The 23,150-nt window shown below is 68.7% G+C and carries 22 protein-coding genes and 1 pseudogene; 11 read left to right on the top strand and 12 right to left on the bottom strand.

Annotated features, from left to right (window positions below):
• Window positions 1-2 precede the first annotated feature (2 nt).
• A complete protein-coding gene (locus OG905_RS05190; RefSeq protein ID WP_328666415.1) occupies window positions 3-362 on the bottom strand; it encodes a DUF779 domain-containing protein in 360 nt (119 codons plus the stop codon).
• A gap of 147 nt (window positions 363-509) precedes the next feature.
• Here OG905_RS05190 and OG905_RS05185 point away from each other — a divergent pair, with 147 nt between their 5' ends.
• Together OG905_RS05185 and OG905_RS05180 are read left to right on the top strand one after the other, a co-directional pair.
• Window positions 510-1,076, top strand: coding sequence for a dihydrofolate reductase family protein (locus OG905_RS05185; protein WP_328666414.1), 567 nt, complete (start codon window positions 510-512; stop codon window positions 1,074-1,076).
• A 67-nt stretch (window positions 1,077-1,143) separates the two neighbouring features.
• Complete coding sequence (locus OG905_RS05180) at window positions 1,144-1,584, top strand: nitroreductase family deazaflavin-dependent oxidoreductase (protein WP_328666413.1); 441 nt, start codon at window positions 1,144-1,146, stop codon at window positions 1,582-1,584.
• Between the two features lie 30 nt (window positions 1,585-1,614).
• On the opposite strand, the gene OG905_RS05175 is transcribed toward OG905_RS05180, so the two are convergent.
• The 3 genes from OG905_RS05175 to OG905_RS05165 all read right to left on the bottom strand — a co-directional run bounded on the left by OG905_RS05175 (window position 1,615) and on the right by OG905_RS05165 (window position 5,069).
• Window positions 1,615-2,967, bottom strand: a complete 1,353-nt coding sequence (locus OG905_RS05175) for a hypothetical protein (protein WP_328666412.1) — start codon at window positions 2,965-2,967, stop codon at window positions 1,615-1,617.
• Between the two features lie 76 nt (window positions 2,968-3,043).
• Window positions 3,044-4,366, bottom strand: coding sequence for a sensor histidine kinase (locus OG905_RS05170; protein ID WP_328666411.1), 1,323 nt, complete (start codon window positions 4,364-4,366; stop codon window positions 3,044-3,046).
• Between the two features lie 25 nt (window positions 4,367-4,391).
• The gene (locus tag OG905_RS05165; protein ID WP_324976122.1) at window positions 4,392-5,069 is read right to left on the bottom strand and encodes a response regulator transcription factor; all 678 of its coding nucleotides are present in this window, start codon (window positions 5,067-5,069) and stop codon (window positions 4,392-4,394) included.
• 391 nt (window positions 5,070-5,460) lie between these two features.
• Here OG905_RS05165 and OG905_RS05160 point away from each other — a divergent pair, with 391 nt between their 5' ends.
• A complete protein-coding gene (locus OG905_RS05160) occupies window positions 5,461-6,216 on the top strand; it encodes a nuclear transport factor 2 family protein (RefSeq protein ID WP_328666410.1) in 756 nt (251 codons plus the stop codon).
• A 67-nt stretch (window positions 6,217-6,283) separates the two neighbouring features.
• Window positions 6,284-6,712: a PPOX class F420-dependent oxidoreductase gene (locus OG905_RS05155; RefSeq protein WP_328666409.1), complete on the top strand. Its 429-nt coding sequence runs from the start codon at window positions 6,284-6,286 to the stop codon at window positions 6,710-6,712.
• A 51-nt stretch (window positions 6,713-6,763) separates the two neighbouring features.
• Here OG905_RS05155 and OG905_RS05150 read toward each other — a convergent pair whose 3' ends face one another.
• Both OG905_RS05150 and OG905_RS05145 read right to left on the bottom strand, forming a co-directional pair.
• Window positions 6,764-7,150, bottom strand: coding sequence for a nuclear transport factor 2 family protein (locus OG905_RS05150; RefSeq protein ID WP_328666408.1), 387 nt, complete (start codon window positions 7,148-7,150; stop codon window positions 6,764-6,766).
• Window positions 7,151-7,195: 45 nt separating this feature from the next.
• Window positions 7,196-7,750, bottom strand: coding sequence for a hypothetical protein (locus OG905_RS05145; protein WP_328666407.1), 555 nt, complete (start codon window positions 7,748-7,750; stop codon window positions 7,196-7,198).
• A 179-nt stretch (window positions 7,751-7,929) separates the two neighbouring features.
• Between OG905_RS05145 and OG905_RS05140 the strand changes: the two genes are divergently transcribed.
• A complete protein-coding gene (locus OG905_RS05140; RefSeq protein WP_328666406.1) occupies window positions 7,930-8,850 on the top strand; it encodes a helix-turn-helix domain-containing protein in 921 nt (306 codons plus the stop codon).
• A gap of 137 nt (window positions 8,851-8,987) precedes the next feature.
• On the opposite strand, the gene OG905_RS05135 is transcribed toward OG905_RS05140, so the two are convergent.
• A complete protein-coding gene (locus OG905_RS05135) occupies window positions 8,988-10,931 on the bottom strand; it encodes a glycoside hydrolase (protein ID WP_328666405.1) in 1,944 nt (647 codons plus the stop codon).
• A 169-nt stretch (window positions 10,932-11,100) separates the two neighbouring features.
• On the opposite strand from OG905_RS05135, the gene OG905_RS05130 reads away from it, so the two are divergent.
• The 3 genes from OG905_RS05130 (at window position 11,101) to OG905_RS05120 (ending at window position 15,008) form a co-directional block, all read left to right on the top strand.
• The gene (locus tag OG905_RS05130) at window positions 11,101-11,781 is read left to right on the top strand and encodes a response regulator transcription factor (RefSeq protein WP_328666404.1); all 681 of its coding nucleotides are present in this window, start codon (window positions 11,101-11,103) and stop codon (window positions 11,779-11,781) included.
• A complete protein-coding gene (locus OG905_RS05125; RefSeq protein ID WP_328666403.1) occupies window positions 11,778-13,163 on the top strand; it encodes a sensor histidine kinase in 1,386 nt (461 codons plus the stop codon). The genes OG905_RS05130 and OG905_RS05125 overlap by 4 nt, the downstream gene beginning before the upstream one ends.
• Before the next feature lie 330 nt (window positions 13,164-13,493).
• Entirely contained in the window at window positions 13,494-15,008 is a 1,515-nt protein-coding gene (locus OG905_RS05120) for a nucleobase:cation symporter-2 family protein (RefSeq protein ID WP_328666402.1), read from the top strand.
• A 40-nt stretch (window positions 15,009-15,048) separates the two neighbouring features.
• On the opposite strand, the gene OG905_RS05115 is transcribed toward OG905_RS05120, so the two are convergent.
• Together OG905_RS05115 and OG905_RS05110 are read right to left on the bottom strand one after the other, a co-directional pair.
• A complete protein-coding gene (locus tag OG905_RS05115) occupies window positions 15,049-15,678 on the bottom strand; it encodes a TetR/AcrR family transcriptional regulator (RefSeq protein WP_328666401.1) in 630 nt (209 codons plus the stop codon).
• Window positions 15,679-15,784: 106 nt separating this feature from the next.
• Window positions 15,785-17,848 carry a galactose-binding domain-containing protein gene (locus tag OG905_RS05110; protein ID WP_328666400.1) on the bottom strand — a complete coding sequence of 688 codons (2,064 nt, stop codon included), beginning with the start codon at window positions 17,846-17,848 and terminating at the stop codon, window positions 15,785-15,787.
• 263 nt (window positions 17,849-18,111) lie between these two features.
• Between OG905_RS05110 and OG905_RS05105 the strand changes: the two genes are divergently transcribed.
• On the top strand, window positions 18,112-18,672 hold the full coding sequence (locus OG905_RS05105; protein ID WP_328682045.1) for a GNAT family N-acetyltransferase: 561 nt from the start codon (window positions 18,112-18,114) through the stop codon (window positions 18,670-18,672).
• Window positions 18,673-18,709: 37 nt separating this feature from the next.
• On the opposite strand, the gene OG905_RS05100 is transcribed toward OG905_RS05105, so the two are convergent.
• A complete protein-coding gene (locus tag OG905_RS05100; RefSeq protein WP_328666399.1) occupies window positions 18,710-19,270 on the bottom strand; it encodes an isochorismatase family protein in 561 nt (186 codons plus the stop codon).
• A 401-nt stretch (window positions 19,271-19,671) separates the two neighbouring features.
• Here OG905_RS05100 and OG905_RS05095 point away from each other — a divergent pair, with 401 nt between their 5' ends.
• Both OG905_RS05095 and OG905_RS05090 read left to right on the top strand, forming a co-directional pair.
• Entirely contained in the window at window positions 19,672-21,087 is a 1,416-nt protein-coding gene (locus OG905_RS05095) for an MFS transporter (RefSeq protein WP_328666398.1), read from the top strand.
• Between the two features lie 96 nt (window positions 21,088-21,183).
• Window positions 21,184-21,390: pseudogene (locus OG905_RS05090) on the top strand (UTRA domain-containing protein); the annotation flags it as partial.
• A 90-nt stretch (window positions 21,391-21,480) separates the two neighbouring features.
• On the opposite strand, the gene OG905_RS05085 reads toward OG905_RS05090, so the two are convergent.
• Window positions 21,481-22,335, bottom strand: a complete 855-nt coding sequence (locus OG905_RS05085; protein ID WP_328682042.1) for an SDR family NAD(P)-dependent oxidoreductase — start codon at window positions 22,333-22,335, stop codon at window positions 21,481-21,483.
• A 154-nt stretch (window positions 22,336-22,489) separates the two neighbouring features.
• Complete coding sequence (locus OG905_RS05080) at window positions 22,490-23,068, bottom strand: TetR/AcrR family transcriptional regulator (protein WP_328666397.1); 579 nt, start codon at window positions 23,066-23,068, stop codon at window positions 22,490-22,492.
• Window positions 23,069-23,150: the final 82 nt, after the last annotated feature.

The following is a 23,150-nucleotide window of genomic DNA, read 5'->3' as shown; positions in this document are numbered from 1 at the left end:
CGTCAGCCGCCGTCCACCACATGCGAGCGGATCAGGAATCGCACGCCCTCCGGCGCCTCCAGCGAGAAGCCGCTGCCCCGGCCCTCGACGACATCGACGACGAGCCGGGTGTGGCTCCACACCGCGTACTGGCTCTTGGAGATCCAGAACGAGACCGGCTCCTCGACGCCCTCCACCCGGAGATCCTCCAGCAGGACGTCGGACTCGCCCGTACGGAACTCTCCGTCCAGGTAGCACATCGGCGCGCTGCCGTCGCAGCAGCCGCCGGACTGGTGGAACATCAGCGGACCGTGGGCGGCCCGCAGTCGCCGCAGCAGATCGGCGGCTGCGGGGGTCAGCTCCACGCGCGGGGCATCACTCATCCCGCCAGCAGAGCACCGGCGAGGTTGCAACGCCGTTGCAGCGTCTTCGCGGAAGATCTTTGCCTGGGGTGTCGATCGGGCGAGGTCCCGTTCGACATACGGGTGAGGGCGCGAGAGGGATGCGCCACGGAAGCAGGAGGAACGGCCATGAGGAAGATCATCTACTTCGTCCACTCGTCGCTCGACGGACACATCGACGGGCCCGGCGGGGCCTTCGACTGGACGCTGCTCGGACCGGAACTCGCCGCGTACGGCGACGGCCTGCAGGAACGCGCCGACACCTTCCTCTACGGGCGGGTCGTCTGGGAGATGATGGCGGGCTACTGGCCAAACGCCGAGTCGATCTCCGACGACCCGCACGACCTCGCCTTCGCGCCCGTCTGGCGCCGGACTCCGAAAATCGTCTTCTCCCGGACGCTGGAACAGCCCGAAGGCAACGTCCGCGTGATCGGCGGGGATCTTGCCGAAGAGGTCACCGACCTGAAGCTGAGCCCGGGCAAGGACCTGCTGCTGATGGGCGGTTCGACGCTGCCGGCCGCCCTCACGGACCTCGGCCTGATCGACGAGTACCACATCGTCGTGCACCCGGTGGTTCTCGGCGGCGGCAGGCCGCTGTTCCTCCAGGGCAAGGACCGGCTCAACCTCCGGTTCGTCGAGTCGCGGTCCTTCGACGCACGGACCGTGCTGCTCCGCTACGAGCGTCCGGCGGGATGATTGCCCGGATCCCAGGTGTTGAAGTGACGAAGCGAGTCTTCGACTCTTCGACGACGGGATGGATGCCATGCCTCTTGAGGGCGAGTACGAGCCGAGCCCGCAGAAGTGGGTACGCGACCAGGTCGACCTGTACGAAAGCTCCGGCGGCACGAAGGGGACCACGATGCGGGGCCTGCCCGTCATCGTTCTGACCACCCTCGGCGCCAAGAGCGGCAAGGTCCGCAAATCCCCGCTGATGCGGGTGGAGCACGAGGGCACGTACGCCGCGGTGGCATCGCTGGGCGGCGCGCCCAAGCACCCGGTCTGGTACTTCAACGTCCTGGCCGACCCCCGGGTCGAGCTCCAGGACGGGCAGGTGCGCCAGGACATGACGGCGCGTGAGGTGACGGGGGAGGAGAAGGCGCTGTGGTGGGAGCGCGCGGTCGCGGCCTACCCCGACTACGCCGCCTACCAGAGGAAGACGGAGCGCGTGATCCCCGTGTTCGTCCTCGAGCCGGACAGGACCTAGGAGCACTGACCGGCGGGGAGAGGGCCCGGGTCAGGGCTGGGCGTTCGCGAGTGCGGCCTGCAGTCTGGGCGCCGACTTCGCCGCTGTGGCAATGTCCTTGTGGTCGGCCGCGTCCCGCAGTTCGCGCAACCGGTCGTCGACATGCCCCGCTTTGCCGGCCTCGGTGTTGTGGCGGGCTCGCGCCCAGGTGAGTTCGAGACCGGTGACGTCCCCGGCGACCGCACCCGGGTCGCCGGTGGCGGCATCGGTCGCCAACTGCCGTGCCCACAAGGACATCCGGGCCGCCTCGACGGTGGCGAGCGGCTCATAGCGCAGATGCAGATCGAGGTCGTTCTGCGCGACCCTGAGCGCCGCACTGTGCACCCGCTTCACATCGCCGGCTTTGACCGCCGCGGTGAGCGTGTCGACATCGCGGTTCATCTGTTTGGCGAGCAGCTGGGGCACGCTGTCCCCGGTCCGGTAGGCGTCCCATGCGGTCCGCACCTTCTGCACCGCCACCGGGTCCGCCGTACCGCTCTGTGCCGCGCGGACGGAGTCCGACAGGGCGCTCAGGGCGGCGGGCACGGGTCCGGGCTTCGCGTCGGTGGGCACGGCGAGGGACACCGCTTCGAGGTCGCCGTCCGGGCTCCCGGTCGAGAACTCCCCGTATCCGGGGGCGAAGACCTTGTCCTCGCGGCTGCCGTCCATATGCAGCTCGCGTACGGTCATCGCGCCCTTGATGGGCCCGTACGGGCCGTCGATCGTCTGGCCCGCGGCCTTGACCGTGACCTCCTCGAAGACGACGCCCGGCGTATTCTCCGGCCGGTACACGTCCCCGGCCTTCGGGTGGGCGGGCATGATCATCGCGGCCGGTCCGGTCTTTCCGGCCTTCCAGGTGCCGTCGGTGTCAGCCACCACGCCGTCTCGATAGTTGAAGACATCCTCGCCGAGGTACCAGACGGAACCGTCGTCGGCCTGCGCGAACCAGTCGAGCGCGACCTCTTCGATCCGCCCGTCGGACAGAGCCATGTACTGCAGAGTGCGTACCTTCACCTGCCCGCCCTTGATGGTGATGGACGTGGTGCCGGGCAGCAGGGTGAACTCGGTCCGGAACGGCTTGCCGCCGACCTGGCCTCCGTAGATCACCTGTTGGACCTGTGAGCTGGGATGCAGCGGATTGTTGATGGTCGTCGAATCGGAGAAGACCGGCTTGACCCGGTCGACCCGGTCCTTCTCGGGTGCCAGCGGCATGCACTTTCCGGTCTTCTCTCCGGTGGCCTCGTCGATGATCGGCACACAGTCCGAACGCGCCTGGGCGTTCCCCGAACCGCTGCTGCATCCGCCGGTCGCGAGCGTCGCGCCCAGCACCACCGCCACCGCTCCCGCGCGTTTCCTGCTGTTCATGACGCGCCTCCTCGTCTCGTACGCAGACCGTGGCAGCAGGGCGCTGAAGGAATGCTGAACCAAACTGAACCTGCCTTCAGACAAGGTCCTCGCGAGCCGGGAGCGAGACCTCGAAACGGGCCCCGCCCAGCGCGCTCCCGGACACCGTCACCGCCCCGCCGTGCGCCGCGACCAGCTCCGCGACGATCGCAAGCCCGAGCCCGCTGCCGCCGCCCTCCTCCACGGAACGCGAGCGCGCGTCGTCGAGCCGTACGAACCGCTCGAAGATCCGCTCACGCTCGACGGCCGGCACCCCGGGCCCGTCGTCCTCGACCCCCAGCACGATCCGCCCCTCCTCCTCCGCGAGGTCGAAGGCCACCCGGTACCGGGCGTGGCGGGCCGCGTTGTCGCCCAGGTTGCGCAGCACGCGCCGCAGGCCCTGCGGATCCGCCGCCAGCCGCGCAGGCGACACCCCGGCCGTGCTGATCCGCAGCCCCGTCGCCGCCGTCCGCAGCCGCCGCGCCTCGTCCAGTACAAGGTCGTCGACGTCGACCGGCCGGCGATCCGGGCGCAGCGCGTGCTCGTCGGCGCGGGCCAGCAGCAGCAGATCGTCGACCAGATGCTGGATGCGCAGATCCTCCGCAAGTACGGTCGCCGCCAGCCCTTCCTGCGTCGTACGGCCGGGATGGGCGAGCGCGACCTCGGCATGCTGGCGGATGGACGCCACGGGGGAGCGCAGCTCGTGTGAGGCGTCCGAGATGAAGCGCCGCTGCGCCTTCTGGGCCACCTCCAGGCGGTCCAGCATGCGGTTCATGGTGGCGGCGAGCCCCGCGATCTCGTCCTGCCCGCGGGGCAGCGGCACCCGGCGGTGCAGCTGGGCGGAGGAGATCGCCTCCACCTCCGTGCGGATGGCTGCGACCGGGGCGAGCGCACGCCCGACCGCCATCCAGGTGGCCGCCCCGGCCAGCAGGAGCAGCAGCGGCAGCCCCACGAGCAGCAGCCTGGTGACGATCTGCGTCGCCTCCGCGACCGCGATCAGTGCCCGCCCGACCAGCACCGTCTTCTGCCCGTCGGGCGCGTCGGCGACCGTTGCCACCACCAGGAACTCGTCCTCGTCCAGCGGGGTGGTGATCCGGCTCTCGCCGTCCCCGCCCGGGCGGGCCAGCGCGGGCAGCTCATCGACATTCGCGCTGGCGGCCACCACATCGCCGTCGGCGTCCAGGACCTGGATGAACTGCTCGTCGCGATCGGCCACCACCAGCGAGGGCACCCCGCGCCCCGACTCGATGACGGCGGCCACCTGCTCGGCACGAGCACGCGCCGCCTGCCGTACGTCGTCGGTCAGCTCGGCCCTGAGCAGCGCGACCAGCGCCACCGCCCCCGCGACCAGCCCCACCGCGACGACGACGACGGCCGCCACCGTCGACCGGAACCTGACCCCGTGCCTAACCGCCATCGGAGGCCAGCCGGTAGCCGCAGCCACGCACGGTCTCGATCGCGGCCCGCCCGAAAGGCCGGTCGAGCTTATTGCGCAGATGACGGACGTAGACCTCGACAATGTTGGGATCGCCGTCGAAGTCGTCGTCCCAGACATGCGCGAGGATCTCCCGCTTGGACACGGTCTCCCCGCGCCTGCGCAGCAGGAACTCCAGCAACGCCAGCTCGCGGGCGGTCAGTTGGACCCGCTCCCCGCCGCGCGAGACCTCCTTGGCCGCGGGATCGAGCCGCAGATCGCCGGCGGTGAGCGCGGCGGGCCGCTCGCGCGGGTCACGGCGCAGCAGTGCCCGTAGCCTGGCCAGCAGCACGGCGTACGAGAAGGGCTTGGTCAGATAGTCGTCGGCACCGGTGTCCAGCCCTTCGACCTCGTCCCACTCGCCCTCCTTGGCGGTGAGCATCAGGATCGGCGTCCAGTTGCCCTCGGCGCGCAGGGCCGCGCAGACGCGGTAGCCGTTGAGGCCCGGCAGCATGATGTCGAGGACGATGGCGTCATAGGGGTTCTCGCGGGCCCGCCACAGGCCGTCCGTACCGTCGAAGGCGACATCGACGGCGAAGCCCTCCGCCTCCAGACCGATGCGCAGCCCTTCGGCGAAGCGCTCCTCGTCCTCGACGACCAGTACGCGCATGCCCCGATTGTGGCCCCCGGCGCCTGAAGCGGGGCTGAACACGCACGGGTGTCGGTCTGGGAGCGTCGCCGCCCTGGGGCGGTCGACGAAATCAACCATCGCGGTTCCGACGCCGCCGGCCATCAGGGTGATCTGGCGGGAGACCAGCCGGTACGGCATCGCGAGCGTTTCCGCAGACAGTCGGCTCTTCAGGCCTGTGTGCTTCCGAGCCCATGTGCGGGTCGGTCGGATGCCGTAACCGGCCTCAGGGAGGATGACCCATTGAGCGACTGTCCATTTTTGACCATAGTTGTTCAGGATCTCACCTCGTGTGCCGGATCAATTCCGACGACGCTGGAGGAGCAGTCGGCGGACAGCGGGTCCGCCGCCCCCGGTTGAACGGATGCGCGTCATGAACAACAAGGATCTGGTCCTCAAGGCCACAGGTGAGCTGTTCGGTCACAAGGACCCCTCCGCAGTGGACCGCTGGGTCTCGCCGACGTACAAGCAGCACAGCGCGCTGGCCGCCGACGGCCCCGAGGCTCTGCGTGAGCTGGTCGACTCGCTCTCTGCGGACTTTCGCTACGAGGGCGTCCGGGTCATCGCCGACGGAGATCTTGTCGCTTTGCACGGGGTCTACCACGGCCTCGGCCCCACGGCGCTGGTTGCCTTCGACATCTTCCGTGTGGAGAACGGCAAGCTCGCCGAGCACTGGGACGCCCTGGTGCCGGTGATCGAGGACACCGTCAGCGGCCGCTCCCAGACCGACGGCCCGACCCAGGTCAGCGACCTGGAGATGACCGAGGCGAACCGCAAGCTGGTCGCCGCGTACGCCGAAAAGGTGCTCAAGGGCGCCGACTACTCGGCGTCGACCGACTACACCTCCGCCGAGACCTACCACCAGCACAACCCGGAGGCCGGTGACGGTCTGGACGGCTTCGGCGTGGCCGCAGCCAAGTGGGCTGAGCAGGGCAAGAACGTCGTCTACAAGACGATCCACAAGGTCATCGCGGAGGGTGACTTCGTCCTGGTGCAGGCCGAGGGCGAGTTCGGCGAGCCGGTCGTCTACTACGACCTGTTCCGCCTCGCCGACGGGAAGATCGTCGAGCACTGGGACGCCATCCAGGCGATCCCCGCCGAACTGCCCCACGGCAATGGCCTGTTCTGACCGACAGCAGCAACGGGACAACCACAGAACACCGCAGCCGACCCGTTCCTAAGGAGACCCAGGACTCATGGCCGCACCCATGACCGACGCCGAATGGCGCGCCTTCGTCAGTGAGGGCACCCGCACCGCGAAAATCGCCACCACCCGTGCCGACGGACGCCCACACGTGGCACCCGTCTGGTTCCTGTTGGACGGCGACAACCTCGTATTCAACACCGGCAAGAACTCCGTCAAGGGCCGCACCCTGATCCGCGACGGGCGAATCTCCCTCTGCGTGGACGACGATCAGCCGCCGTTTTCCTTCGTCGTCATCGATGGCCGGGCGCAGGTGAGCGAGGATTTGCCAGAGGTGCGCGACTGGGCGGCCCGGATCGCCGGCCGCTACGTGGGAATGGACCTTGCGGCAGAGTACGCCGCTCGTAACAGCGTGCCGGGAATTCTCCTGGTGCGGATGTCGATCGAGAAGGTCCTGGCGTTCAGCGGCGTAGCCGAATGACAGGAGGGTGTTCGTGAACGATTCCTCTGCGGTGTCTGACCCGGCGTGCCGTCAGAACATGGTGTTGGGGTTCCTTGAAGTAGCGGGGATGAGTTGGAGTACGTCCCAGTGCTCAACGATCTTTCCGTTGTCGTCGAAACGGAAGATGTCGATGCCGGCGTATTCCTCGTTCGGCCACACCTGGTGGCAGTGAAGGACGACGTGGCTGCCCTCGGCGATGGCGCGCTTGACCTCCACGCGCTTGCCCGGGTATTCGGCAGCCATTCGTTCAAAGTAGTCGACGAAGTCCTGCCTGCCGTCACTGGCAAGCGGGTTGTGCTGGATATAGCTGTCGCCCACGTACCTGTCGAATGCTTCCGCTGGGCGGCATTCGTTGAACAGCAGGTCGTAGAACGCCTTGGCCGTGGCCTTGTTGTGCTCGAGATGGATATCGGTCATGTCAGTCATGGTAGGTAGTCGCTCTCTGGTAGTTGTAGTGTCAATCTACAGATTCGAGCCGCTATTTGGCCGGCGCTGGTCGAGTGCAGGATCGGCCCCGGGCGTCCGCCGCTTGCCGAACCGCTTCAGGCGCTCAAGCTGACGGTCCGCCGGGATCATCGCCCCCAGCCCCAGGGCGAGTCCCAGCAGCAGGCGCCAGGGCGGGGCTTGGGACAGTAGCAGGGCAAATCCCACATAAATGACACCAGTCATGCTCATGACCGCAAGGAATATTGCCCAGGACGTTCGCTCCCTCGCCGGGTCGAGCCCCTGTGGCTGCATCCCGGGCGATATGCCCAGCAGCCTCCGCCCCCGGCGGGTGTACTGGGCGGCGAGAAACGCCGGGGTCAGGACCGCGCAGATCCCGAGCCACCACAGACTCCACCGTTCCAGGTGGAGCATGGGCAGGAGGTCCGGCTCGACGAGGAGCAGAAAGAGATAGACACCCCAGGCCACCGCGAACCATCGGGGCAGGCGCCGTGCGTCAATCGCCTGGTTGTGACGCTGTTGGACCTTTTCCGCGGCGCGGGCCGCTTGCTCAGCGTCGGGCTCAGGGGGCACTGGACATCTCCTGGTACTCGTGGCGTGGGGGGAGTGCAGGCGGGTCAGGTGCCGCAGAGGCCGGGGTGCTGGTCGAGCTCCTTATATAATTCCGTCACCGGCTCCTGGCTCTGCCGTGGTGACCCTGCTCAACGCTAGGGGCGGAACTGGGACCCATCCGGATAGGCTGCTGACTCACTATGGTCAAAAACCGACAACCGGCTTCGCGCGTGATCCCCGAGGTCGCCTTCGCCGCCCCCGTCGGCACCCCCGCCGGGGTCGAGGTCCTTTCGCTGGCCCAACTGCGCTCACGGATCGGACCCGAGCAGGGTCGGATGGTGGCGCCGGGACGGCCGGACTTCCACCATCTGCTCACCCTCACCAGCGGCTCCCTGTGGCAGACGGTGGACTTCACCGGGTACGCCCTCAGGCCCGGGTCCTGGCTGTGGGCGCGGCCTGGCCAGGTGTACCAATGGGGCGACATCACCCAGGCCGAGGGCACAGTGATCATTTTCGAGCGGGACTTCCCCGACCCGGCCACCACAGCGGCCGCTCGCCTGGACGACCCGCACGCTCCGGTCGTACGAGTGCCGCGTGGCGACGACATCGAAGCGCTGCACACGGCAGCCCACCACCTCGACCGGGAGTTCCACGCGGCAATGCGGCTGCCGGTCGACATCCACGTCACGGTGCTGCGCCACCTGCTGGCCGTTCTCGTCCTGCGCCTCACGCACCTGGCGTCGTCTGTCGGCAGCCCCTCGCCCGAGCCCGGATCGACGTATCTGCGTTTCCGTGACGCGGTCGAGCGCGAGTTCGCCTCCACCCGCCGCCTGGACGACTACGCGCATGCCCTCGGCTACTCCGCGCGTACGCTCTCCCGTGCCACTCTCGCCGCCGCAGGTGTCGGGGCGAAGGAGTTCATCGACCGCAGGGTCGTCCTGGAGGCCAAACGCCTGCTCGCGCACAGCGACTTGCCCGCGGTACGGATTGCCGCCCAGCTCGGCTTCTCCAGCGCCACCAACTTCAGCAAGTACTTCCACCAGCGCACTGGGCAGACCCCGATCGCCTTCCGCGAGTCCGCGCGCGGTCGCCATGATCTGGCACGGGCCGACCGCCGGTGAGACATCGACCCGATCATCGAGCAACACCCGGACTGTTCGCCGTACGTGATCCGCGACTTCGACTGGGCGTGCCGCCGGGGCCGTGGCCACGGCGGCACTGCCCGGGCGTCGTAGGACGACACCGATCGCTTCAGCCGTTACGGACAGAGGGTGCGGTCCGGGCCGCCCGGCACCTCGGCTCGTACGCAGCCGCCCGGCAGCCCCCGGTACGGCGAGGATCCGAAGTTGGCGGTCACGGTCAGTGCCGTGTCGCCGAAGGTGGTGCGCTGCACCCGGTGGTCGGCGGTGAGCCGGGTGAAGCCGGTCATCGCCTTGGTACCGGCCGCCTTCTGGAGATGAGAGAAGAAGCGCTGGAGCTTGGCGATCTCGGGGCCGTGTTTCTTCAAGCTCTGGCCGTCCAGTGTGAAGTTGAGCGGCGTGTTGTAGAGCATGGCCAGCAGCGCGCGGACGGTCTGCTGCTCGGGCAGTTTGTAGTACCCCAGCTCCCAACGCTCCACGCTCACCACGGAGTCATGGAGCACGGTCTCGTACAACGGCACCCTGTAGCGCGGGTCGTACATCGCGCGGGCGGCGTCGGAGGTGAGCTTCGCGGGCTTGAAGAAGAGATCCGGTGCGTTCTGGGGGGCGTAGCCGCCCCATGACTCGCGGTCGCGCTCCAGTGCCCACAGGTGGTCCGACACGGGCGTACTCGAACCGTGGCTGTAGGCCAGGACGCTATTGGCCCAGCTGCCCGCCGACTCCGAACCCAGCACGAGTTTCTCCTCGCGCGACAGCATCCCCATCCGGGCGAGCCGATGGGCGCGGTCGCGCGCCTGTGTGGCCTCGTGCGCGGGGGAGTGGTCGCGGAAGAGCTCGCCCGCCGCGTCGACGTCGAGGAAGTAGCTGTTCGCGCCGTTGGCGGTCATCGACCTCGTCCGGTCGGCCAGATAGTGGTGCGTGGGCTCGGCCTGCGCCAGGGCCTGTGAGCTGACGTAGCAGCCCCGGCCGCCGAAGCCGGTCTTCACCTTGCCGTCCGCTCCGCGCACACACGCGTCCGGCCAGACCGGCGCGGGCCACGTGGAGGACGGGGCGTCAGCCGTCGCCGGATCCTGGGCGTTGGACCACGAGTCGTAGGGTCCGACCAGGTACCCGGCCTTCTTGGCCGTATTCACCGCCTCCCGCGTCATGGGCCTGGCGTCGGCGTCGTAGCCCAGCCACATCCGGTCCAGGCCCAGTGCTCGCATCCGCTCGACGGACTCCTTGCTGCGCCCGTCGCCCCACAGGTACGCGTGGAAGGCGCCGATGAGCCTGGCTGCCTGCGGATTCTCTTCGATCTTGCGTTCCAGGCTGCCGAGTTGCCCATGTTCGACAAGCCACCGCCGGTAGTCCCTCGCCGCCGCGACCGGCGACGCGTCGGTCAGGGCGAATGCGACCGTGTAGTGGCGGGTCTCCTCCTTCTCGCTGAAGGCGTGGGTGGTGGCGGTGCGCATGCGGCCGGCCCGCGATGCGAAGTCGAGCGTGGTGCCGATATCGGTCGGTACCACATAGCTGACGCCGTGGCGCCCCATCGTCCAGCCCCAGAACGGCATGGTCAGCCCGTCGGTGAGCGCGATTCCTCCGCCGCCCGCCAGCTTCGCTCGGTCTGAGTTCCACCACGGGTCCGCCGCCGGGATCGACAGTCCCTCGCCGCGCGGCACCTGCACGGCCGACGCCCGGAGGTCCACCCCGCTGACCGGCCAGGTCAGCTCCGAGTCGCGTGAACTGCGCATCTCGACCACCAGTCGGCCCTCGCGTTCACGGGCCGTAACAGTCAGGCCCCGTTTCGGGTAGTGCCAGGTCGCCGCCGAGTCCCGCAGAGAAACGTCCCCGGCCGGGCCGAGATCCTGCGCGGCTTTGGCGGAGAGCACCAGCGAAGTCCCGTCGGCCGCACGGGCGGTGACGCCGAGCGAGGCCGGATCCACGCGTGCCTGGCCGCCCTTGACCGGTACCACGACCGTGCCGCGGTCCAGGCGGGCTCGGTTGTCCGGTGTCGCTGCCGAGCCGCCCGGCATGAAGGAGGCGGCGCCGGCGAGGAGCGTTGCGGACACGGCGGCCGCGGCCACGGCCCGGACTCGTCGCGAGCCCTGCCAACGATGCTTTGTTTTCTTGGTGAACGGCAACATGGCAGTCACCGTCTTTCTCAAAGGTGAGAGGTAGATGAGAACCACTGGGCGCGGCGTGACGTGAGAGACGGCAGAGGACGCGCGTCGGACCAATCCGCGGGAGGTACGTTTGGGAACGGTGTCGGTGCTGGTCGTGGATGACGAGCCGGCCACGCGCGAGGCCGTCGCCGAGGCCCTGGAGATCGAGGGCTATGCCGTGGCGCTGGCAGCCGACGGCGCCGAGGCGCTGCACAGCGTGGCGGCGCGCCCGCCGGACGCCATCGTGCTTGACGTCCTCATGCCCCGTATGGACGGGCTCGCGTTCTGCCGACGGCTGCGGGCGCTCGGCGACCGCACGCCGATCCTGGTGCTCACCGCGCGCGGCACAGTGGAGGACCGGGTGGGCGGGCTCGACGCCGGGGCCGACGACTACCTCGCCAAGCCGTTCGCGCTGCAGGAACTGCTGGCCCGGCTGCGGGCCCTGCTTCGGCGCGCCTACCCCGAGGACGGCGACGCGCCGGCTTTCGCAGACCTCACCCTGGACCCGCAGACGCGACGCGGGCGGCGCGGAGGCCGGCTGATCCAGTTCAGCCAAACCGAGTTCGCTCTCCTGGAGTTGTTGGTCCGTAACGCAGGCCATGTGCTGACCCGTGAAGTCATCATGGACCGGGTCTGGGGTTACGACTTCGGGCCCGGCTCCAACTCGGTCGAGGTCTACATCCGCTACGTACGCCGCAAGCTCGAAGCGGACGGCGAGCGGCGCCTGGTGCACACGGTGCGCGGGCTCGGCTACCGGCTGGCTCTGGAATGAAACCGGGACTCCTGAATTTCTGGCGGCGGCTGTCGATCCGCAGCCGGCTGGCCGGCACCGCGGCACTCGCCGTCGCCCTCGCCGTCGCGGCGATGGCCGTGGTCGGCTATGTCGCCGCCGACCGCCAGGCCCATCGTGAGCTGGATCTCGGGCTGGTCCGCGAGGCCAACCGGATCAAACGGCAGGTCCAGAGCGGTACTTGGTCGGCGGCCGGCCCCTGTGCCTGGCTGTCCGCGCCGGCCTGCGTGCAACTCGTGGGCTCCGACGGGGAGGTGAGCGCCGAGGGCGCGACCGAGCCGGGGGCGCTCGACACCCGTGACGCGCGGGCCGTCGCAGGCGGCAGGAAGACCGCGTTCTTCAGCACTGCCCGGCTGCAGGGCCACCCGGTCCGCGTCTACACCGCGCCCGTCGCCCAGGGCCGGGCTGTGCAGGTCTGGGTGCGCTCGGACGGGGTGGATCGCGGTGTGGCACGCGTCCGTACGGTACTGATCGAGGCCGGAGCGGCAGGCGTGCTCCTCGCCTGCCTTCTCGGGTACCTCGTCGCCCGCACCAGTCTCGCCCCGCTGGCCCGGCTGACGGCCGTCGTGGAGCGGATCGCCACGACCCGTGACACCCGACACCGCATCGCTGTCACCGGCCACGACGAAGCCGCCCGGCTGACCGGCAGTTTCAACACGATGCTGATGGCTCTGCACGACTCGCTCACCGCCCAGCGCCGCCTGGTCGCGGACGCCTCCCACGAGCTGCGCACTCCGCTGACCAGCCTGCGCACCAACGCCGAACTCCTGGCCAGGATCGCCCCCGACGACGTCCGCCGCCGAGAACGCGCCACGAAGGCTCTGGGCCGGCAGATCACCGAGCTGGTGGACCTGGTGGAGGATCTCGCGGAGCTGGCGCGGGGCGACGAAGGGGCGGAGGAACCGGCCGATGACCTCCGGCTCGACGCGGTCGTGACCCAGTGCGTGGACCGGGCGCGTGCGCATCGGCCCGCCACGGTGTTCAGGGTCGAGACCGAGCCCACGCTGATCCTCGGCGTACGCGCCCGGCTGGCCCGCGCGGTGGCGAACCTGATCGACAACGCGGCCAAGTTCAGCCCCGACGGCTCCGTGGTGGAAGTCCGGCTGCGTGATGGCGAGCTCACCATCCGTGACCACGGTCCGGGCATCGACCCTGACGACCTGCCGCACATCTTCGACCGCTTCTACCGCGCCCCAGCCGCCCGCGCCCTCCCCGGCTCCGGCCTTGGCCTGGCCATTGTCGCCCAGGCCGCGGCCCTGCACGGTGCCACAGCCGCAGCCGAGCCCGCGGAGGACGGCGGGACGGTCATGCGCCTGTCCTTCCGGACGGCCGGGAGTCCAGAAGACCCGTCAACTCACTCGTGATCATCCCACTCGTGATCATGTCAATCGTGGCTTGAAATGGCCCCGCCTCAGGGGGACTTGCTGTATCCAGGGCCGGGGCGGGCTGCGCCGGCTTTGGAGGTTTGACCAGGTAGAGGCCCCGAGGGCGGCCCTTTCTTTGGAGAAGTCTACGATGTTCGCCGAGTTCCTCTCTGGCGTTGGATATGCGTCACACAGGACGAAGAGCCGACGGAGACACCGCGAGCCTTCGATCCCCCTGCGACTGGCTGAAACCAGGGTGCGCCATCGTCGTCGCGCCAGGGATAACCAGAGCTCCCTCTCACTACCTACCTCTTGAAGGGCAAGGCGGAGATGGCACGAGTCGCCCCGCTTTCCGTTGCCGGAAAGCAGAGCGAGCACCCGGTCGACGAGGTGCTCCCCCTCCCGAAACTGGCTCTCTACGGGTTCCAGCACGTCCTGGCGTTCTACGCCGGTGCCGTGATTGTCCCGATCATCGTCGGCGGGGCCCTCGGGCTCAGCCGCGAAGAGCTCGTCTACCTGATTAACGCAGACCTGTTCACCTGCGGTATCGCCTCGATCATCCAGGCCCTCGGCATCGGCCGCATCGGCGCGCGGCTGCCGCTGATCCAAGGGGTCACCTTCACCGCGGTGTCCCCGATGATCGCGATCGGCCTCGGCGCCGGCGGTGGCACGGCCGCCCTGCTGGTGATCTACGGCGCGGTGATCACTGCGGGCTTCGCCACCTTCGCCTTCGCCTGGCTCCCCGCCCGCGCCTTCAAGGCGGTGCTGGGGCTCTTCCCGCCGGTGGTCACCGGCACGGTGATCACCGTCCTCGGGCTGGTCCTCATCCCGGTGGGGCTCAATGACGCGGCGGGCGGGGTGGGCAGCCCGCACTTCGGCGATCCCGAGAACTTCGCCTACGCGGGCGGCACCATGGCCTTCATCCTGGTGCTGATGAAGATCGGCCGGCCGTTCCTGTCCAGCATCGCCATCCTGCTCGGGCTGGTGGCCGGCACCGCGGCCGCCTTCCTGCTGGGTGACGCGAGCTTCACTGACGTCGGCAAGGCGGACTGGGTGGGCGTCACCACCCCGTTCCACTTCGGCGCCCCGCAGTTCCAGTGGTTCCCGATCCTGCTGATGCTGATCGTCATGCTGATCACCATGGTGGAGACCACCGGTGACACGTACGCCATCGGCGACATCGTGGGCAAGAAGATCGACGGCGAGACCGTGGCACGCGCCCTGCGCGCCGATGGCGCCGCGACCGCCCTCGGAGGTGTGCTCAACTCCTTCCCGTACGTCGCCTTCGCCGAGAACGTCGGCCTGGTGCGGATGACGAAGGTGAAGAGCCGCTTCGTGGTCGTCGCGGCCGGCGTTTTCATGATCGTGCTGGGAATGCTGCCGAAGGCCGCCGCCGCGGTCGCCTCGGTGCCGCACCCGGTGCTCGGTGGCGCCGCGACCGTGATGTTCGCGATGGTCGCCCTGGCCGGTATCCAGACCCTGGCCAAGGTGGATCTCAAGGACGAGAAGAACGCCTTGGTGGTGGGCGTCTCGCTGGCCATGGCCCTGCTGCCGTCCACCGTCCCCGTGCTGTTCAAGGAGCACATGAACGCGGACCTCTCCTCGCTGCTGAACAGCGGCGTCACGCTCGGCGCGAGCACCGCGATCCTGCTGAACCTGGTCCTCAATCGCCTGGGCCCCAAGGAGCCGCAGAGCGAGCCGGGGGTGGCGGGCAGTGCGGTGACGGACGCGGACCCGGCGGACGCCGCCCCGGCTCATCCCGCTCCTGCCCCCGCCGGGGTGGCCGCGCAGGTCGCCCCCGCAGGTGCGTCGGGGTCGTCGGGCGACGAGCCGGACGGCGCCTAGGACCTCCCGCCGGGCCCGCGAGCGGGCCCGGCGGACCGCTTCAGTGGTCGACGTCCTCCCGGGCGGTCGGTCGGACTTCGGCGCATACAAGGCCGGTGACGTGGTCGGTGATCATGTCGAGGATGTCCGCCGAGGCCTTGTCATCGCCGAGGACGAGGAAGTTCAGGGTCAGCCCGTCCGTCATGGCGGCCAGATAGCGGGCCAGCACGGGGACGGGTACGCGGAGCTCGAACTTCATGCTCTGACAGAGCTGTTCGATGAGTTCGCCGTAGGTGTCGCAGTACAGCGCGTACTGCCGCCGGGCCAGATGCTCGAACCCCGGTCGGCGCAGGGCGTACTGCGTGAGTTCGTACGTGAGCATGTGCTCGCCGGGGTTGGCGGACACATGGTCCCAGTAGGCCTGGAAACCGGCCCGGATGGTCTCCCGGAGGGTGGCCTTCGGCCGTATCGCTTCCTTCACCAACGTGACCGCGTGTTCGGTGATCGCCGCCATGACGGACTCGATCAGGTCCTGCTTGGAGTCGAAGCAGTAGTGGAAGACGCTCAGTGACAGGCCCGCCTCGGCGGCGATGGACCGGGTCGTCGTCCGGGAGACGCCGTCGCGGGTCATCGCACGGATGGCTCCCTCGATCAGCTGCCGGCGCCGCTCGGCCGACGGCATGCGTGCCATGGTGTTCCCTTCGCTCTTGTGCCGCCCGGAGGCATGAGGCCGGAGCCGGCCGGATCAGGAGGACTGATCCGGCCGGCCCCGGCCGCCTGGGACTCCATCGGTGGTGTCAGCCGCTGTAGACGCCCACTTCGCGGAGGGAATAGCCCCACTTGGTGCCGCGCTCCAGCCCGTGGACGCGTACGTAGCGGGCCGTCGTGCCGGTGAACTGCGCCGTGTCCAGGCCGCCGTCACCGGCGGTCGTGGACCATACGGACTGCCAGTTCGTGCCGTCGGTGGAGACCTCGATGCGGTAGGCCTTCCCGTAGGCGCTCTCCCAGTTGAGGGTGACGCGCTTGATCAGGCTCGGTGCCCCGAGGTCGATGCGGAGCCACTGGTCGTCGCTCCAGCCGCTTGCCCAGCGGGTGTCCGCATTGCCGTCCACGGCCCGGTCGGGTGCGTAACTCGTGAACGGGTTCCACTCCGACGAGCTGGCCGATGCGGACGAGCCCGCAGCCAGGTTCACCCCGGCCTTGTGGTCCTCGGACGCCTTCCAGGTGTCGAGGTAGGACTCGGCGCCCTTGAAGAGGTCGTCCACGACGCCCTGGCCGCCGACGAGCCGTATGTCCTCGATCCAGTCCGGGACCAGACCGTAGTGCGCCGCGCCGTCGGTGTTGATGTCCCAAGTGCGCTCGCCGGTGGTCTGCCTGTCGATGACGGCGCTTCCGTCGGCGCTGCGGAAGGGGTACTTCACCGGGTTCGGAGTGTTCGTGCCGCGGGGGCCGGGCCAGCCGCCGACGCCGTTCATGTCGGTGCCGTAGCCGTAGCCGACGTTGTACTTCTCGCGCAGCGCGTCCGTGCGCTTGGCCTCCGCACTGAACGCCTCGGCGCCGTTCATGTACTGAGCCACGAAGCCGCCGAGACGGTAGACCCGCTCGGTCCAGCTGAGATCCATCCAGCTGTGCGAGGAGATCACACCGGGGTACGACGCGGACTCGAAGATGTCGAAGGCCTGGCCGGCTGCCTTGACGCCCATATGGTCGATCTCCAGCATCATCTTGCGTTTCATCATGCCGCGCACCGCGTACTCGCCGAGCGAGGTGAGACCGCGGGCGTTGCACTGCGCGTCCGCGGCGTACGACGGGACCTGGACGCCCGGCGGCAGCTCCTTCTGCGCCTGGGGCGCCGCCGCCAGTCCGATGGGGTTGTCGTGCTGGGGGCCGGTGCACTTCTCCGTCTTCCAGAAGGTGCCGGTCGACAGGAACTGGCCGACGTTGATCGCCGTGCCGAGGGTGCCCGAGTCGAAGCGGACGCCGCACAGGGCGTTGTCGAACTTGTGGCACAGGAACATGCTGCGTACGCCGAGCTTGTACAGCTCGTCGAGACCGCGGTCGATATCGTCCCTGCTGCACTGCGCGACGTCGAGGATCTGCTTGCAGCCGAACGGCTCGGAGGTCTCGACCCCGAGAACGACGGCCAGCTTGCCCTGCTGGATGACCTCGCGGGCCTGAGCGGAGTCGGTGACGATCCTGAACCAGCCCTTGCCGGGGCCGCCGTACATCTTGTCGATGTAGGCCTGCAGGTCGTACGTCTTCTGAGCCTGCAGGCGGATGGAGGTCATCTCGTCGCAGCTGCGGTCCTTGAAGAAGTAGACCGAGCAGATCACGCCGTTGGTGACGAGGTCGTTGACGAGCACTCGCTGACCGCCGCGCCACGCCCGTTCGACCCAGGCGTAGTAGTTCTGCTGGTGGGTCAGCGAGTCATGAGCCGGCCAGTCCTTGAACGTCGGCCATCCGTTGGGATCGTGCTTGCCGTCGCCGCCCTTGGTGATGAAGTCGAAGATCGCGAGCGAGCCGTCGGGGTAGTGCTCGGGGCAGTCCTTGAGCGCGTCGGCGATGCCCAGTTCGGAGAACGTCTTGCCGCAGATGAGCCGGCCGCCGAAGGCCTCGTTGGACATCAGGTGGTCGTGTGCGTCGACGAAGCCCCGTACTTGCCCCTGTGCGTCCGTTCCCTTGAAGGGCTCGCCCGTGACATTGATCTGGGAGTCGGGCGCGGGCCGCGCGGCTGGGGTCCACCAGCCCGACTCGGCCGAGGAGTTGGGCGCTGTGCCGAGGACCATGGCCACGACGGTGAGGAGCAACGACAGAACCGCGATGGGCCTGCGTCGGCGGTGCGAGCGTCGAGTCGTGGTCATCACTCACGCCTTCGGTCGGAGGATTGCGCGGGTCGGGGAGCAAAACCGTCCCGGGATCTGACGTGATTGTCATGTCCCACGCGAACGATGCGACGAGAATCGCGGCTGTCAGACTCGGAGTCAATAGTCCGGGACGGATGACCTGATGGGCCGTCGGCTGCGTGGCAGACGCCCGTGACGCTGCCCGTGATGCCGAGCGTGATATTGCCCGTGCGAAGATCCCTTCGCGCTGTGTGGGCTGGTTCCGGCCGCGGAAGGTGACGATGTACGCGATATCCCTGGGCGACGACGGCGCCGAACTGCGCCCGCTCGAACCGTGGCAGGCCGAGGAGTTCCTGACCCACGTGGACCGAGGACGGGAGTTCATCGGGCAGTACAACGCGCTACCCGACGTCGTAACGGACCTGGAGTCGAGCCGGGCGTTCCTCCAGGCGTACGCGGAGAAGGCCGCAGCCGACGCCGGGCGGCTCTACGGCATCTGGACGGACGGCAAGCTGGTCGGCGCGGTCCTCTTCCGGAGGATGGACGCAGGGCAGGGCACCGCCGAGGCGGGCTGCTGGCTGGAGCCGTCGGCGGTGGGCAAGGGTCTGGTGACCCGGGCCGCGCGCGTAATCATCGATTGGGCCGTCGAGGAGCGGGGCATCCACCGAGTGGAGTGGTGGGTCTCGGCGGCGAATGAGCCCAGCATCGCCGTGGCCAGGCGGCTCGGGATGACGAAAGACGGCGTTCTGCGGGAGAGCTACCTGTACCGGGGGCAGCGGCACGACGAGGAGGTGTGGTCGGTGCTTGCGCCGGAGTGGCGGGCGGGCAGGCGGGCGACTTGAACACAGGTCGTCGGCCCGCCGGCTCAGCCGCTGAACGTCACGTGCTTCGTCTGAACGTCACGTCCTTCGTCTCCGTGACTCCAGCGGTGCGGCCGGGCGCAGTCTGGTACTGCCAATAGAGGTTCGTGTGCGCGATGACCTTGTCCGGCGGCGGAGCGCCCCACGTGCTCTGATCCTGCGCCGTGTGCGCGTCACCGACGAGTGTCACGTCGTAGCCACGCACAAAAGCGCCATGGATCGTGGACCGGATGCAGGCATCCGTCTCCGCGCCTGTCACGACCAGGCGTCCGACTCCAGCCTCGGCCAGCACCTCCTCCAAGTCGGTGTCCTCGAAGGCGTCTCCGAACGTCTTGTGCACCAACCGTTCCGACTCCTGGCGTGCCAGTTCCGGGACGTACTCCCAGGCGGCACTGCCCTTCTTCAGGTGATCGTCGGAGTGCTGGACCCAGACGATCGGGACACCCTCATCGCGAGCCTTGTCGACGAGCGTGCAGATGTTGGCGACGACCGCGTCGCGCTGGTGCGCATCGGCCACGACGCCCTTCTGGACGTCGATCACCATCAAGGCGGTGTTGGGTCGATCTGACAGCGTGGTCATGACGTTCTCCTCTGCTGCTCGGACGGGCTCGTGCCACGGGGATCACGCTAGGGGGTGTCCGGTGGATCATGCTGGGCTCGCGGCGTCATGCGACTCCGTCTCCTGCGTTGTCGTCGGTCGGCATGGCTCCGCCATGCCTCCCTCCTCCGTCTTGGATCCGAAGCCGCATGACGCCGCTCCCTGATCCAGCCTGATCCGCCGGACACCCCCTAGGCCGATCCGTCGACGACGGCGTCGTTTGCCGTATCGGCAAACATACTTTGCCGCCACGGCAGTCGGGCGCACTGTGGTGCAGGGCCGGCCGACGGTGACATCACGGCCCCCACAACACCCGGCACGGCTCAAGCCGCCACTCAACGGAGTTCATATTGAAGCCCATTGTCGCTGGACGAGATGAACCAGTGGCTGGAAACGCAGAACGGACGGCGCCCTCGGTCCGGTGGGCGCTCACCGGCCTTTCGCTGTCCATGCTGCTGTCCTCGCTCGGCACCAGCATCGCCAATGTTGCCCTGCCGACGTTGGCACAGGCGTTCACCGCCTCCTTCCAGGAAGTCCAGTGGATCGTCCTCGCCTATCTCCTCGCCATCACCACCCTGATCGTCAGCGTCGGACGGCTCGGCGACATCACCGGCCGCCGACGGCTCCTACTCGCCGGAATCGTCCTGTTCACGATGGCCTCGGTCCTGTGCGGCGTCGCGCCCACGCTCTGGATGCTGATTGCCGCCCGGGCGGCGCAGGGTCTCGGAGCGGCCATCATGATGGCCCTCACCATGGCGTTTGTCAGTGAGACCGTTCCGAAGGCAAAGACCGGTAGCGCCATGGGGCTGCTCGGAACGATGTCGGCGATCGGCACCGCTCTCGGTCCATCGCTCGGCGGCGTACTGATCTCCGGACTCGGTTGGCGGGCAATCTTCCTCGTCAACGTACCGCTGGGCATCCTGACTTTCCTTCTCGCGCATCGCTACCTGCCCGTCGACCGCCGGGAACCGAAGGCTGATCGGACCGGCTTCGACAATGTGGGCACACTGCTGCTGGTTCTAACACTCGCGGCCTACGCACTCGCCATGACGATCGGGCATGGCAGTTTCGGTCCGCTCAACATGGCTCTGCTGTTGGCTGCCGTCTTCGGAGTCGGCGTCTTCGTCCTCGCCGAGTCGAAAACGGCATCACCCTTGATCCGATTGGCGATCTTCCGCGATCCCGCGCTGAGTGCGAGCCTCGCCATGAGCGCGCTCGTCTCGACGGTGATGATGGCGACGCTGGTGGTCGGACCGTTCTATCTCTCTCGTGCTCTCGGGCTCGACGCGGCTCTCGTAGGACTCGTCATGTCAGTCGGTCCGCTTGTCGCCGCGCTGACCGGCGTGCCGGCCGGTCGCATCGTGGACCGCCTCGGCGCCCAACGCATAACGCTGCTTGGGCTCATCGGAATAGTGGCCGGCTCCTTCATCCTGTCCGCGATGCCGACCACGGTCGGAATCCCCGGCTACATCGCCCCCATCGTCGTCATCACCGCCGGCTACGCGATGTTCCAGACGGCCAACAACACTGCCGTCATGTCAGATGTCCGCCCGGACCAGCGGGGCGTCATTTCAGGCATGCTCAACCTGTCGCGCAATCTCGGGCTCATCACGGGTGCATCCGTCATGGGCGCGGTGTTCGCGCTCGCATCGGCGACGACCGACATCACAACGGCGCACTCGGGGGCCGTTGCCACCGGCATGCGGATCACGTTCGCAGTCGCGGCGATGCTGATCGTCGTCGCGCTCGCCATCGCGGCCGGAGGCCGTGCTCTCGCCCGCCGCTCCCTGGCGACGTGAACCCACACGCACTGGCATCCACCAGTACTGGCCGCAGTCCTCAACAAGGGCTGCGACCAGCACTCTTGAGGTCAACACTGCAACCGCGTCCACTCCTTCCGGCAGACCTTCGAGGCCATCCCCGCGGATCCGCTCGACGCCAAGCTCCTCGAAGTTCCCGAGGGCACCCCGTTGTTGCGGGAGCGGCGTCTGACCACCGACTCCCAGGGCGCGCCCATCGAGTGGTCCGACGACCGCTACCGCTCGGACATCGCGACGGTGACCGTGACCACTACGCGAAGCTCCCGCACCGCGATTCTCTGAGGACGGGGAGGACCGCACGGGCTGGAACGTCCGGTACGGCAGCCGGACTTCCGCACGGCGGGCGCACCGCTCAGACGATCACCGGCCACCTCAGAGAGGCGCCAGGCGCTGACTGAGGCTGAGCACGTGGTGGACCGTCCGAGGGTCGGTGCTCCCACGGAAGGCGGGGACGGGGCGAACTCGGGGGCCGATGAGCAGGCCGGTCCGCCCATCGAGCGAGGCGTCGGTGGCGGCGAAGACGGACGGCCGAGCGGCCACCGACGCGGGGCCGGCGGTGGAGCGTTCGAAGGTCCGCCGGACCAGCGGCCAGAGCAGGCGCAGCCCCGGCGAGACGATCCTCGGTGAGGTCATAGTGCCGTTGGTCATGTCGGTCGCTGCACCGCCGGGGTCGGCTGCGAAGACCGTGACGCCGCTGTCGCGCAGGCGCTGGGCCAGATCCAGGGTGTAGGCGAGGTTGGCGAGCTTGGCGCGGCCGTACCAGTGGAAGCCGTAGTAGCCGCCCGGTGGTTCGACGGCGTCGAAGGTGCGCTTGGCGACCTTGATCGCGCCGGAGCTGACGTTCACGATCCGGCTCGGCCCGCCGGCCCGGAGCTGATAGAGCAGCAGCTCGGTCAGCAGGTACGGCGAGAGGTGGTTGACGGCGAACGTCGCCTCGATGCCGTCGACGGTCTGCTGCCGGTCCGCGAACATCGCGCCCACGTTGTTGACCAGGACCTTGAGCGGCCCCTCGGCCGCCAGTCGGGCGGCGAGCGCTCGTACGTCGCCGAGCGACGCGAGGTCGGCCGCCACGAACCGCGGATCGCCTCCGGTCGCGACCGTAGCGATGCGCTCGACCGCCCGGACGCCGCGCTCGGCGTTGCGGCCGACCACGGTGACGGCGAGCCCGTGCGCCGCCAGTCCCATCGCGGTCTCCAGGCCGATTCCCCCGGTTCCTGCCGTTACCACTGCCCGCTGTTCCACGGGTCTGCCCTCCGTCGCTTCGCGCGTCAAAATCGGATAAGTATCCGTTTCCATGGGGGCACGCTAGCACAACCGGATAGTCATCCGGTTAGGGTGCAGTGAGGCGACCGGTGCCTGGGGGCCCGGTAGCCGGCTGCGGTCAGCGCGGGGGACGCAGGCCCTCAAGAAGGACACCGAGGTAGACCTCGGTGCGGGTGGAGTCAACAGCGCCGGAGCGCAGGGCGTGCTCGATGCCGCAGAGCAGGCGGCGCACGTCGTCGGCCTCGATGTCGCGCCGGATGGAGCCGATCCCGCGGGCGCGGTCAAGCAGGTGCGCGACTGCCAGGTCGAGCTCGGCCTTGAGCGCCGAGGTCTGCTCCTCGGTGTCGCTGGCGGATTCGAGCACGGCGGCGAATCCGCTGTCGTCCAGCGCGCGCGCGAGGGTGAACCGCAGCAGGCGGTGCAGCCCACCAAGGGCGTCCTCGTCGGCGGCCGCGGCCTGGGCCTCGTCCACCAGCTCTCGGAAGCGCTCGGCAGACAGCGCCTCCCGCAGCGCGTGGCGGTTGGGGAAATGCCGGTAGACGGTTCCCACGCCCACGCCGGCGAGCCGGGCGATGGCGTTCAGCTGAAGCGAGTCGTCACCGGCGGCCAACTGCTCGCGGGCGACCTGCAACACCCGGGCGCGGTTGCGTGCGGCATCAGTTCGTAGCGTCGGCCCCTGCTCGCCCTTCAGTGTCACGGGCCCAGCATAGGGGCCGGCTGACCGCAGCCCGATGACGGCAGACCGCGCGCAGTGGGCAGGCAGGGTCAGCGGAGGAGAG

The sequence above is a fragment of the Streptomyces sp. NBC_00322 genome, assembly GCF_036147535.1.
Lineage (GTDB): Bacteria > Actinomycetota > Actinomycetes > Streptomycetales > Streptomycetaceae > Streptomyces.
This window is presented reverse-complemented; position numbering and strand designations above follow the sequence as displayed.